Consider the following 13,238-nt stretch of genomic DNA (forward strand, 5'->3'; position numbering starts at 1 on the left):
AACTTCGGTTGATATTAGACTAAAAGACGATCATCATGAAAAAATATAGCCTATATGCGTTTACACTTGCCGTTATAATGGCAGGTACCGCGTGTGACCCGATCTGGGAGAATACCAAAGTGCCGGAAGCTGTTAAAGTACAGTTTGCAGACCGTTACCCAACTATAAAAAATGCTGACTGGGATAATGAGAACGGCAATTTTGAAGCTGAGTTTAAAGTAAACGGCCTGGAACGAACAGCCCTTTTCTCACCTGACGGAAAACTTCTAAGTTATACCGAAGAAATAGATCAGCGACATTTACCTAACTCCATTCTGAGTCAGGTGCAGGCGCAATACGCCAACTATAGAATTGACGAAGCGCATCGTGTTCAGCAAAATGGCAATGCCAACTATGTTGTGGAGCTGGAAGATAACATGGATGAGGTAAAGCTACACTTTGATGCATCCGGTAAACTGATCGAGCAACAAAAGAGCACAGCAACTGCCATACAGCAGGAAGCATCACTTATTCCAACTGGTATACAAAATGGAGGTACCAACGGATTAAATGCCCCTGTGGAGCAATGGGAACTGCCGGATAATCTGCGAGAAGTTTCCGGTATTGCCATGCTGGAAGATGGTCTGATTGCCTGCGTGCAGGACGAAGAGGGCGCCATCCATTTATGGGACCCTCAGAAGAAAACTATAGTAGAGAAGATAAATTTTGCAGGCCCAGGTGATTACGAAGGTATTTCTATAGTTGATAAAGACGCCTACATACTACGAAGCGATGGTTCTATTTACGAGGTTACAGACTTCAGGAATGGTAAGCCTGCTGTAAAAGAGTATAAGACCGTTTTAGCCAGTACGCAAAATACAGAGGGCCTCGCTTATGATGCAACTAACAACCGACTGCTAATTGCTTGTAAAGGGTACGATTCTACGCTTGGTGATAACAAAGGGATCTATAGTTTCTCTTTAAACGATAAAAAGATGCAGGCCGAACCTGTGTTTCAAATCTCCCTGAAGCAGGATAACCTGAGCACTACTGGTAAAAAGAAAAAGAAGGGCCAATATGATGTGCTGCAACCTTCTTCTTTCGAGGTCCATCCGACTACTGGCGAACTATACCTGATGGATGCAGTAAATACCCGCCTTCATGTTATAAACGAGCAAGGCGAAATCCTGAAAACGATACCGTTGGACAAACAACTATTTAAGCAACCGGAAGGCCTGACCTTTAACCCGAACGGTGAACTATACATTGCCAGCGAAGGTGGTAAAAAAGGGAAAGGTGTTATCGTTAAATACGCGTCAGGAATCTAACGATCCAGCTTATAAACTAAAAGCTCCCGAACTATAGCTTAACTATGGTTTGGGAGCTTTTTTATTTAAGGTTTAATTTACCACTTTAAATAAAGTCAGTAACTACAGAAGTTGTTTTGGTGGTTGATCTGCTATTATCAAAAGTTAATGCTCTTTCGGACTTCCAAGTCCGAAAGCACTCTGCTGGGGACTTCCTAGTCCCCGAATATTAGCTATCATTTAACGCGGACTTGGAAGTCCGCAGCAGAAAAAGTTTCGGACACAGATGTCCAAAACTGCAGTTTAAAAATTTAGCCTTTGGGCTATGGTAACTAGACCAACTATAGCACACTATGACTTTCAAAAACTATAAATCCAAAACAAGTTCTATACTCTATACTACCCTACTATAGAAACTGCAAAAGCTATATCCCCAACTACCGGGGAAATAAAAAAGGGCTTAACCGAAGTTAAGCCCTTTCTGTCTTATATAACGAAGTAAATTACTTTACTTTATCAACGATGCTCTTGAAAGCTTCTGGGTGGTTCATCGCCAGGTCAGCAAGTACTTTGCGGTTTAGGTCGATGTTAGCCTTTTTAAGGGCGCCCATTAAAGCTGAGTAAGAAAGACCGTGCTCACGTGCACCTGCGTTAATACGCTGGATCCAAAGTGCGCGGAAGTCTCTTTTCTTCTGCTTTCTGTCGCGGTATGCGTAAGTTAAACCTTTTTCAACAGCGTTTTTCGCTACTGTCCAAACGTTCTTACGACGGCCAAAGTAACCTTTGGCCATTTTCATTATTTTCTTTCTTCTGTGTCGTGCTGCTACGACGTTTACCGATCTAGGCATTTCTTTACAGTTTTAGCGGCTGGTGATTACGTTTAATCTTTAAATAAGACCAGACACTGGGTTTTTACTAATTAATTAACCTTCTAATTCCTGGAATTAGATTTGAAGCATTGCTTTTACTCTGTTCATATCAGCTGAGCTAACAAGACCAGAGTGTGTTAAGTTACGCTTCTGCTTCGTCGTTTTCTTGGTCAGGATGTGGCTTTTATAAGCGTGCTTACGCTTAACTTTGCCAGTACCTGTCAAAGAAAAACGCTTCTTTGCACCAGATTTAGTTTTAACTTTTGGCATGAGTATATAAATTATGAAACAAATTACTTTTTAACAGGGGCTGCAACCTTTGGAGCAAGCATCAGGAACATTCTCTTTCCTTCCAGCTTTGGTAACTGCTCCACTTTAGCTACATCTTCCAGCGCTTGTGCAAACTTAAGCAAAAGAATCTCACCACGCTCTTTAAACACAATTGTTCTACCCACGAAGTGTACATAAGACTTAATCTTAAATCCACTTTCCAGGAAAGATTTTGCGTGCTTTAGCTTAAACTCGAAGTCGTGATCATCTGTGTTAGGACCGAAACGGATCTCCTTCACAACCACCTTCTGAGCCTTGGCCTTCATCTCACGGGTTTTCTTCTTCTGCTCGTACTTAAATTTCGAGTAATCGATAATACGGCATACCGGTGGGTTAGCAGTTGGCGATATCTCAACCAGGTCAAGATTTTGCTCATTTGCTATTCTCTGAGCATCCCTTGTCTGGAATACTCCCTGCTCTACATTGTCTCCAACCAATCTTACCTCGCGGGCAGTTATCTTATCATTGACTTTGTATGGCTCCTCCACCTTTCCTCGTGGGATGTAGCGCTTGTTTGGCGTAGCTATGGTTTTACCTCCTTAAATCTTTTAAATTCTACAATCAGGGTGCGAATATCGCAATTAATCTATCAAAAAAGAAAATTCTTTCCTTATTTGTTCAACATTTCGGCTATTTTACTCTGAAACAGGTCGATAAATGCATCAACCGGCATCGAGCCAAGGTCGCCTTCACCGTGTCTGCGAACCGAAACAGCATTTTCTTCCTGCTCCTTCTCGCCTACTATCAGCATGTATGGCACTTTACGAACTTCCGCATCGCGTATCTTACGACCGATCTTTTCATCACGGTTATCTACAAAGCCGCGGATGTCCATCTCCGCTAAACGGTCATACACCTGCTGGGCAAAGTCCTGGTACTTCTCAGAAATAGGAAGTATTGCAAACTGCTCAGGGCTTAACCAAAGCGGGAAATTACCGGCGCAATGCTCGATTAGTACAGCCACAAAACGCTCTAAAGAGCCAAATGGCGCACGGTGGATCATAACCGGGCGATGCTTGGCATTGTCAGCACCAATGTATTCCAGCTGGAACCTTTCTGGTAAGTTATAATCTACCTGAATAGTTCCCAGCTGCCACTTGCGGCCCAGCGCATCGCGTACCATAAAGTCCAGCTTAGGTCCGTAAAACGCAGCCTCACCCAATTCGGTTACAGTCGGCAGACCTTTCTCGGTAGCAGCTTCTATAATCGCATTCTCCGCTTTCTCCCAGGCTTCGTCGCTACCGATATACTTGGCCTTGTTCTCCGGGTCACGAAGCGATATCTGAGCAGTATAGTCTTCAAAACCAAGTGCCTGAAATACATAAAGTACCAGGTCGATAACCTTAATAAATTCTTCTTTTACCTGGTCCGGACGGCAGAAGATGTGGGCATCATCCTGGGTAAAGCCACGCACCCTGGTAAGGCCGTGCAGCTCACCACTTTGCTCGTAACGATAAACGGTACCAAACTCAGCCAAACGCACCGGTAGCTCCTTGTAAGAGCGCGGACGCGTCTTATAGATCTCGCAGTGGTGCGGGCAGTTCATCGGTTTGAGGAAGAACTCTTCCCCTTCGTTTGGCGTCCTGATCGGCTGGAACGAATCTGCTCCATACTTCTCATAATGGCCAGACGTAACATATAGCTCTTTACTGGCAATATGCGGCGTAACAACCGGCTGATAACCGGCACGCATCTGCGCCTTACGCATGAATTGCTCCAGGCGCTCGCGTAGCAAGGTACCTTTCGGTAACCAAAGCGGCAGGCCCATTCCTACTTTCTCAGAGAAAGCAAATAGCTCTAACTCTTTGCCCAGCTTACGGTGGTCACGTTTCTTGGCTTCTTCCAGGCGCTCCAGGTACTCGGTCAGTTCCTTTTGTTTCGGGAAGGTAATGCCATAGATACGGGTCAGCTGTTTTTTGCTTTCGTCGCCGCGCCAGTAAGCACCGGCCACATTCATTAACTTGGCAGCTTTTATAAAACCTGTGTTCGGGATATGTGGTCCACGGCAAAGGTCTGTGAAATTACCCTGCTCATAGAACGTTATTGTACCATCCTCCAGGTCCTTTATCAGGTCAAGCTTATACTCGTCGCCTTTTTGAGTAAAGTATGCCGTAGCTTCGGCTTTAGATACCTCACGGCGCTTGAATTCTTCTTTATTGCGTGCCAGTTCCAGCATTTTCTGCTCTACTTTGGCAAACTCATCCTGCGAGAAGGCACGGTCACCTAAATCTACATCATAGTAAAAACCGTTCTCTACCGGAGGGCCGATACCAAACTTCACGCCCGGGTATAGTTCTTCCAGCGCCTCTGCCAACAAGTGGGCTGAGGAGTGCCAGAAAGCATTCTTACCAAGGTCATCGTTCCAGGTCAGCAATTGCACCGTAGCGTCTTCCGTTATCGGGCGATTCGAATCCCATACGGTATCGTTTACTTTTGCCGCTAATACGTTTCTGGCAAGGCCTTCGCTAATGCTCGATGCAATCTCATGGCTTGTCACCCCTTTCGGATACTGGCGAACAGAGCCATCTGGTAATGTGATGTTGATCATGTATAGTTTTATTGACTCGTGATGTTATTATTTATTCCAATGTATCGGCGCTAACAGGTTCTGCCACATAAGTTGACACAGGCCGCATAAGCTTCGCTTTTAATCGAGCTATGCTATAGTTTGCTGCCGTATAACCAGGCTGTACTTCCAACAACCGCTGATACTGTTCCAATGCTTTAATATTCTCGCCGGTACGCTCGTAAGCGGAAGCCAGTGTTGCAATGTATTTTATGTTGTTACCATACTGCTTACCAGCTTTCTCTAAATGTGAGATTGCTCCGGTATAGTCATTTCGTGCAAATAAAAGCTGCCCCACCTGGTAATGTGTCTGTTGCAAGCTATCTGCAAAGGTAATTGCTTTATTGTAGCTCCAGATCGCACTATCTGCTTTTTGTACAGACTCGTACAGTTCACCCCTGTAATGCCACAGCAAACCATCCTTTGGGACTAACTTTAACGCTTTGTCCAGTTGTTGCCTTGCTTCCTCGTACTTTCTCTGACTGATCAGCGTTCCGGTAAGCTCCCGTCTTGCTTCTGCAAATTCCGGGGCCTCTTTTATAGCCAGTTTATAGTTCGCTGCAGCCTTTGCCGTATCGCCGGTTACTTCTGCTACCCGCCCGTTATAGTATAAAGCAAATTCGTTTTTCGGAGCAAGCGCCAGAGCTTTCTTTGTATAGATAGCTGCATTACCGGGCTGCTTTAACTGCAGATACAGGTCGCTGAGCAACACATACAAAGCTACACTCTGAAACGAATTACGCTCTGCCTTTAAGGCCAGCGGCAGCGCCCGGGCAATATCCCCTTTGGCACGCAGCACCTGCGCTTTCAGAAACAGGTTGGCCATGTCTGCTTTATTAAGCTTAATAGCCTCATCGATATCTGCGAGTGCCTTATCCAATTCTCCTTTTTTGAGGAAGATCTTGGCCCTGCGTTTGTAAAGGCTGCCATCCTGCTTATTCCGGCTAATGGCTTTATTTAAATTAGCCAGGTGTTCTTCCGGGTCGTCGGTTACTTTTTCGAGGTTAACCATCTGCTCACCTGTACCCTGGTTTAGATTGCAGCCAGCTATAGTTGCCAGTATAGTAACCAGCAAAACAGGAACTGTCTTTTTCCTAAGGTGTAATATATGTGTAACCAGGCCACGCATCAGAACGCTAAATTAGGTAATATTTATGTAATTATTGACCGTGACAACTATAGCTATAAAAGAAAAGCCTGCTACGTCAGGCAGCAGGCTTCTATAGTTTATAGTTAAGGATTTATTTTGAGTACTCCTGTAACATGATCTTACAGCGCCGGGCTAATTCCAGTTCATCCTTGGTTGTAACATCTAAAGCTATGGCCTGTTTCAGCGTTTCCGTGCAGGATTCCTTACTTTTCAGTTCTTTGTAAACCATAGCCAGATCGTAATAATACTGGATGTTTATGGGATTATACTTTATAGCGGTTTGTATCGCATTGGCGGCTTCTTCGTTTGTTGCTTCGCCACACACGCCACCAAAAAACATTTTAGAAGCTGCTGCTTCAGCAAAATTCAGATTCGCCATTTTAAAGTACCACCTGCCCAGCAAGTGCCATGCACCGGCATGCTCTTTATTACTTGCAAGCGCTGCATCCAGGAAAGACTTCATTTGGGTAATACCTGCCAAACGTTGTTTAGGTCCGGAAACCATGGCCATTGCGCCTAATGATACTGCCATCGCATAATTTGATTCTGCATCTTTAGGGTTAAGTTCATACGCACGGCTGGCATATTCTTTTCCTTTCAGATAAAAAGCGACCTTGGTTCCTTCATCGGTAACACGCTCACCTATTCTGCAATTCAGGTAGCTGGCTTTGCAAAGAGCTGTATAGTTATCCGGAGCAGCCTGGAGCACTTCCTCGTACATCGCAAGGGCTTCGCTGTCCCGGTAATTACCCATCAATTCTTCCGCCTTCTTCAGTAGCTGTTCTGTACTACCCTTACCTGCAACTGCAGCCATAGGCGCAGCCGCTAGTCCGAGCATCAAAAAGAACATCCACACCTGAAGTTTTCGCTTCATAAAAAGTTAAAAAGGAATTCATGAAACAAGAGGCACTAGCAATTGCACAAAGTTTAGAACAGATTTAATTGTTTCTTTTCTTTAAGCGCCTTTTTTGTACTATTCTCTTGTATAGTATCTTCTACGTCTACAATCGCATCTGGTTGAGTTCCGCTTACGCGGGCTGCCTCTTCTGCAAGTTCCTTAAGCTCAGTTGGTAATGTTACCGGCTCACGTTTTGCAGCTTTTTTAGCTTTAGGCTTATCATCTTCATACTCCACTACTTCCTGTTTCGGAACCGACACATCGAAGATCTTGAAGTAATTAAGCTTGTTACCCATGGCTTTCCAGCCCTTAATATCTATAAATTCGCTAAGCAGAATTTTTTCTGATTCCTTTTCGCCACGCAGGCTGCGCTTGAATTTGATATCTGCCAAAGGTTCCGGATGCGTTGATACCGCCTCGAGCCTTGAGTTCTTGCTTTCCGAAATGAAGGTGAATTTTTTACCAACTGTAGAAGTTTCAATCTTGAAACGCTTCACATAGTAGGTTTTATTGTCCCCTTCGTAATAAATCGTTGAAACAACCAGCTCCGGATCGAACTTCTGCAGCACCTTGATCTTCTCTACTGTATAGTGGTTACTTAGATCAAACGTAGTCTGCTCATAGGTTCCGTCTTCGTAAATCACCAGTATCGTGTCTTCAGTATTGAAAGAACCCAGGTAACGGCCACGAGCTTCCGTATTCAGACGACCAATCACTTCATCGTAGAAGATCTCACGTCCACCCAGTGTTGAATCGCCCAGGCTCTTCTGCACTACCTTCTTGATCGGGTACTTGGTTACAATGTTACCATTCGAGCCTTTACCTTTGATCATCAGATCAGCAAAATCAAAGTCAAACTGCTTGATACGGGCTGTGGACTGAGGTGCCAACGTGATATTTACCACTTCTGATTCCGAGTTCGGGTTAGCTGTCAGGTAATGTACCTTAGAGTTCTTCTCTCCTTTCGTCAGGTCGTATTCCTTATCTCTGGTAATAGACTTCACAGCAAAACGTTTTGCGAATGATATACCGGACTTGCCATCCACGTAGATCATGTTATACACCATGTGCTCGTCATTCTTGTTGTAAACGCCCGCCATGATGATGTCTTTCCCCACGAAGGTCTTATCTGCCACTTTGGTAACGGTGAACTTACCGTCCTTACGGAACACAATGATATCGTCCATATCAGAGCAGTCGCACACAAACTCGTCTTTGCGCAGTGTAGTACCTATGAAGCCGTCTTTGGCGTTCATGTACAGCTTCTGGTTTGCAATGGCAACTTTCTGAGCTGTAATTACATCAAACGTTTTAAGCTGCGTTTTACGATCACGACCCTGACCATACTTCTTCAGTAATCCCTCAAAGTACGCAATTGCATAACGGATCAGGTTTGCCAGGTTATCATCCACCTCAGCCATTTCCTCTTCCAGCTTGTTGATGTATTCATCTGCTTTGAAAGAGTCGAATTTAGAAATACGCTTGATCTTGATCTCTGTCAGACGAATGATATCTTCTTCTGTTACCTCGCGGCGCAGGAGTTTCTTGTAAGGGTCTAAGCCTTTATCAATTGCCTGTAGTACTGCTTCCCAGGTCTCGCACTCTTCAATATCGCGGTAAATGCGGTTCTCGATGAAGATCTTCTCCAGTGAAGAGTAGTGCCACTTGTCTTCCAGTTCGCCTTTGCGGATCTCTAGTTCACGCTTGAGTAGATCAACTGTTTTAAAAGTAGAGATACGCAGCAATTCATCCACACTCAGGAAGTGCGGTTTATCGTCAATGATCACACAGTTGTTCGGAGAGATAGACACTTCACAGTCCGTAAAGGCGTAAAGCGCATCCATCGTTAAGTCCGGGGAAACGCCAGGAGGTAACTGAACCTGTATCTCTACATTAGCAGCCGTGTTATCAATTACCTTTTTGATCTTGATCTTGTTGTTCTCGCTCGCTTTCACGATCGATTCCATCAGACCGGTAGTCGTAATACCATAAGGGACATCACGGATAATGAGCATGGTCTTATCCACCTTTTCTATAGTTGCTCGCACACGTAGTTTACCACCACGCATTCCGGAGTTATAGTTGGTCACGTCTACCATACCACCGTTCGGGAAGTCTGGAAGAAGCGTCGTGCTACGGCCTTTCAGCACATCAATAGAACCTTTGATCAGCTCCTTAAAGTTGTGCGGCATTATCTTGGTAGACAAACCTACCGCAATACCTTCAACGCCCTGCGCCAGCAACAGCGGGAATTTTACCGGCAATGTTACCGGCTCATTTTTACGGCCATCGTAACTCAGTTGCCATACAGTTGTCTGCGGATTGAATACTACATCTAACGCAAACTTGGAAAGACGCGCCTCAATATAACGTGGTGCTGCTGCACTGTCGCCGGTACGTACATCACCCCAGTTACCCTGTGTTTCTATTAAAAGATCTTTTTGGCCGAGGTTTACCATGGCATCGCCGATAGAAGCATCACCGTGCGGGTGATACTGCATCGTCTGACCGATCACGTTAGCCACTTTGTTAAAGCGACCATCGTCCATCTCTTTCATGGCGTGCATGATGCGGCGCTGTACTGGCTTCAGACCGTCCTCAATAGCAGGTACGGCACGCTCCAGAATTACATAAGAAGCATAATCGAGAAACCAGTTTTCATATAATCCGGAGACAGGCGTTATATTATGGATGACTTCTTCTTCGCCATCTGTAAACGCTACTTCCTGTTCTTCCTCTTCGTGTTGGTGCAATTCTTCGTTTATATCGTCGTTATGCATAAATCTCTTCAACTATATCTTTCTCAAACTTCAAATTTTCGATGATGAACTGCTGACGTTCCGGCGTGTTTTTGCCCATGTAGTAGCTCAGCATTTTCTGGATCGTGGTATCCTTCTGCAAGATCACCGGCTTCAGCTTAATGTTATCGCCAATAAACTTGCCAAACTCATCCGGTGAAATCTCGCCCAGACCTTTGAATCGCGTGATTTCAGGGCGCTTGCCCAGTTTCTGAATAGCTTCCTGCTTCTCAGATTCGTTGTAACAATAGATCGTTTCTTTTTTGTTTCGCACCCTAAAGAGCGGTGTTTCTAAGATGAAAACGTGTCCGTTACGCACCAGGTCCGGGAAGAACTGCAAGAAGAAGGTTAGCAGCAACAAGCGAATGTGCATACCATCCACGTCGGCATCGGTAGCAATAACTACGCGGTTGTAACGTAACCCTTCCAGGCCTTCTTCAATATTAAGTGCGTGCTGCAGCAGGTTAAACTCCTCGTTTTCGTACACTACTTTCTTTTTCAGGCCATAGCAGTTCAGCGGCTTACCACGCAAACTGAAAACCGCTTCTGTATCTACGTTCCTCGATTTTGTGATAGAACCACTTGCCGAGTCACCCTCTGTTATGAAGAGTGTAGAGTTAAGGGAATTCTCGTGCTTGTCTTCGTTAAAGTGCAGACGGCAGTCGCGCAGCTTACGATTGTGCAGGTTTGCTTTTTTAGCACGCTGGTTTGCCAGTTTCTTAACGCCGGCCATGTCCTTGCGCTCACGCTCACTCTGCTCAATTCGCTTCTTCAGGGCTTCAAAGGTTTCACTATTCTTTCTAAGATAGTTATCCAGGTGCTCTTTTATGAAGTCGTTGATGTAAGCGTTTACTGTTGGGCCATCAGGTCCCATATCTATAGAACCCAGCTTAGTTTTGGTCTGCGACTCAAACACAGGCTCTTGTACACGCAACGATATGGCACCTATAATAGAAGCACGAATATCAGCAGCATCGTAATCCTTTTTATAAACTTCTCGGATAGTCTTAACTATAGCTGTTCTGAACGCAGCCAGGTGTGTACCGCCCATAGTGGTGTACTGACCGTTCACGAAACTATAGTATTCTTCGCCATAGTCGTTGCCATGCGACAGCGCCATTTCAATATCCGGCCCTTTCAGGTGGATGATCGGGTAACGCATGCTTTCTTCATCGGACTTATTGCGAAGCAGGTCCAGGAGACCGTTTTCAGAATAAAACCTTTTGCCGTTGAAGTTTATAGTTAAGCCGGCATTCAGGTATACATAGTTCCAGATCTGGTTCTCTAAGTATTCCGGGTTAAACTGGTAGTTCTTAAAGATAGTATCGTCCGGCGTAAAAATGGTAAGCGTACCATTGCGCTGCGACGAATCCTGTATCTCTATATCTTCTGTTATGACGCCGCGCTCAAACTCGGCCGCTTTCACCTTACCATCGCGCACCGACTGAATACGGAAGTAGCTGGAAAGGGCGTTCACCGCTTTGGTACCTACCCCGTTCAGACCAACCGATTTCTGAAAAGCTTTGCTGTCGTATTTACCACCGGTATTGATCTTGCTAACGCAGTCGATCACTTTACCCAGCGGAATACCACGGCCATAGTCGCGCACCTGTACCTTGTGGTCTGAAATTTTGATGTCGATGGTCTTACCATAACCCATCACGTGTTCGTCAATGGAGTTATCGATTACCTCTTTCACCAGAATATAAATACCGTCATCGGCCGAAGAACCGTCTCCCAACTTGCCGATGTACATACCAGGTCGTAACCTGATGTGCTCGCGCGGCTCCAGCGAGCGAATGCTGTCTTCGTTATAATTGTGCTCTAACTCTGCCATTCTGTAAGCGTAAGTGTATTTGTTTCGATGGAATTACTCGGAAATATAGGAAATATAAGAGACAAGATGCAATATTAGTTCCTGCAATTGCCGATCCGCAAATTAATGAAAATAATTACTAAAATTTTTAGTTTTTACTTATTAGCATAAGTAGCTACTGCTTATACTATAGAATATACAACTATAAATCGGTGCTTACAGTTCATAAAAACAGAGGTTTTTAAAAGAATAATTTAACTAATATTTTTAGCATAAATATATACTAAAATTTGTATATTGGTAGCCTGCAAGAATACTAAATATGCTTGAGGCGTACTAGCTTTATAATCTGCTCCATGGAAATAAAATTACCTGACTATCTAAAGTATACCATCATCATCCTTGGTATCATCCTGCTCATCTGGCTTATGCAAATGTTTAAGTCGGTGCTGGTGCCTTTCGCGTTTGCGATGTTATTTGCCATGCTTTTGCTGCCACTAGTGCATGATCTGGAGAAAAAAGTAAAGATCCCACGCCCGCTCGCCATACTATTGAGTCTTGTGCTGGTAGTAGCAGTACTCGGTATGGTGGTCTGGTTTATTTCGGTGCAGGTGTTAAGCCTCACTTCCGAGCTTGACACAATAGGCAATAATGTCGGCGATCTGGTAGATAAGGTGCAGCTCTTTCTGTTCAATAAGTTTGGTATAGTACCCTCGAACAGAAGTGACCTGGTGCGTAATGCCATTGGTAGCCTGCAGGATATTGCCACTTCCTTTCTGGGAAATACCATTTCCATGACCACAGGCGCAATCGCAGCCTTTACTATTGTGCCAATCTTCGTTTTCTGCCTGCTTTACTACCGCGACCACCTGCAGCAGTTCATGTTCCAGTTTGTGGCAAAAGACCGCCGTAGCAGCGTTATTCAGACAGTAACCAATATACAGCAAGTGGTGCAAAGCTACATTTCAGGGTTGATGATCGTAATCGTGATCGTTTCGTTGCTGAACTCAGCCGGCCTGCTTTTTCTGGGTGTAAAATATGCTATCTTCTTCGGCATTTTCGCCTCCATCCTGACGATCATTCCTTATATCGGTATCCTGATCGGAGCTTTGTTGCCGGCACTATTTACACTGGCTGCTACAGGCCATCTTATCGATGCAGTGCTGGTGGTGTTTGTCTTTATGTTCGTTCAGTTCCTGGAAGGTAACTTCATAACCCCTCTTATAGTTGGCTCTAAAGTGAGCATTAACCCGTTTGCGGCTATAGTTGCTTTGCTTGTTGGCGGTGAGATCTGGGGTGCTGCCGGCATGATTCTGTCTATCCCGTTAATTGCGATACTGAAAGTTATGTTTGATGCCTATGAGCCTCTAAAGCCTTTCGGATTTCTGTTGGCGGATATTGACGATGTGGCTCCTAAAAAGCATGCAAAAGTCACCAACTGGTTTATGGAGATCTGGAACGGGTTAGGGCGTGGCAAACGCAAAGATGACGAAGACCAGAACAAGGCCGCTTAAGCAACTATAGT

General features: G+C 44.8%; 10 protein-coding genes. 2 read left to right on the top strand and 8 right to left on the bottom strand.

What is annotated here, in order from left to right:
- Positions 1-35 precede the first annotated feature (35 nt).
- Complete coding sequence (locus KYK27_RS07075; RefSeq protein WP_199109351.1) at positions 36-1,307, top strand: SdiA-regulated domain-containing protein; 1,272 nt, start codon at positions 36-38, stop codon at positions 1,305-1,307.
- Between the two features lie 482 nt (positions 1,308-1,789).
- Here KYK27_RS07075 and rplT read toward each other — a convergent pair whose 3' ends face one another.
- From rplT to KYK27_RS07115, 8 genes are all read right to left on the bottom strand, one after another.
- On the bottom strand, positions 1,790-2,134 hold the full coding sequence (rplT, locus tag KYK27_RS07080) for a 50S ribosomal protein L20 (protein ID WP_162344375.1): 345 nt from the start codon (positions 2,132-2,134) through the stop codon (positions 1,790-1,792).
- A 96-nt stretch (positions 2,135-2,230) separates the two neighbouring features.
- The gene (rpmI, locus tag KYK27_RS07085; RefSeq protein WP_199109352.1) at positions 2,231-2,425 is read right to left on the bottom strand and encodes a 50S ribosomal protein L35; all 195 of its coding nucleotides are present in this window, start codon (positions 2,423-2,425) and stop codon (positions 2,231-2,233) included.
- Between the two features lie 23 nt (positions 2,426-2,448).
- Complete coding sequence (gene infC / locus KYK27_RS07090) at positions 2,449-2,973, bottom strand: translation initiation factor IF-3 (protein ID WP_187029804.1); 525 nt, start codon at positions 2,971-2,973, stop codon at positions 2,449-2,451.
- A 122-nt stretch (positions 2,974-3,095) separates the two neighbouring features.
- Positions 3,096-5,033 carry a threonine--tRNA ligase gene (gene thrS, locus KYK27_RS07095; RefSeq protein WP_199109353.1) on the bottom strand — a complete coding sequence of 646 codons (1,938 nt, stop codon included), beginning with the start codon at positions 5,031-5,033 and terminating at the stop codon, positions 3,096-3,098.
- A gap of 31 nt (positions 5,034-5,064) precedes the next feature.
- Complete coding sequence (locus KYK27_RS07100) at positions 5,065-6,126, bottom strand: tetratricopeptide repeat protein (protein ID WP_199109354.1); 1,062 nt, start codon at positions 6,124-6,126, stop codon at positions 5,065-5,067.
- Positions 6,127-6,292: 166 nt separating this feature from the next.
- Positions 6,293-7,075: a tetratricopeptide repeat protein gene (locus KYK27_RS07105; RefSeq protein WP_233150326.1), complete on the bottom strand. Its 783-nt coding sequence runs from the start codon at positions 7,073-7,075 to the stop codon at positions 6,293-6,295.
- 53 nt (positions 7,076-7,128) lie between these two features.
- Positions 7,129-9,879, bottom strand: coding sequence for a DNA gyrase/topoisomerase IV subunit A (locus KYK27_RS07110; RefSeq protein WP_199109355.1), 2,751 nt, complete (start codon positions 9,877-9,879; stop codon positions 7,129-7,131).
- A complete protein-coding gene (locus KYK27_RS07115) occupies positions 9,872-11,734 on the bottom strand; it encodes a DNA topoisomerase IV subunit B (RefSeq protein ID WP_199109356.1) in 1,863 nt (620 codons plus the stop codon). The genes KYK27_RS07110 and KYK27_RS07115 overlap by 8 nt, the downstream gene beginning before the upstream one ends.
- A gap of 335 nt (positions 11,735-12,069) precedes the next feature.
- Here KYK27_RS07115 and KYK27_RS07120 point away from each other — a divergent pair, with 335 nt between their 5' ends.
- A complete protein-coding gene (locus KYK27_RS07120) occupies positions 12,070-13,227 on the top strand; it encodes an AI-2E family transporter (protein WP_199109357.1) in 1,158 nt (385 codons plus the stop codon).
- The last annotated feature ends 11 nt before the right edge of the window (positions 13,228-13,238 follow it).

It is taken from the genome of Pontibacter populi, from assembly GCF_019336435.1.
Classification (GTDB): domain Bacteria; phylum Bacteroidota; class Bacteroidia; order Cytophagales; family Hymenobacteraceae; genus Pontibacter; species Pontibacter humidus.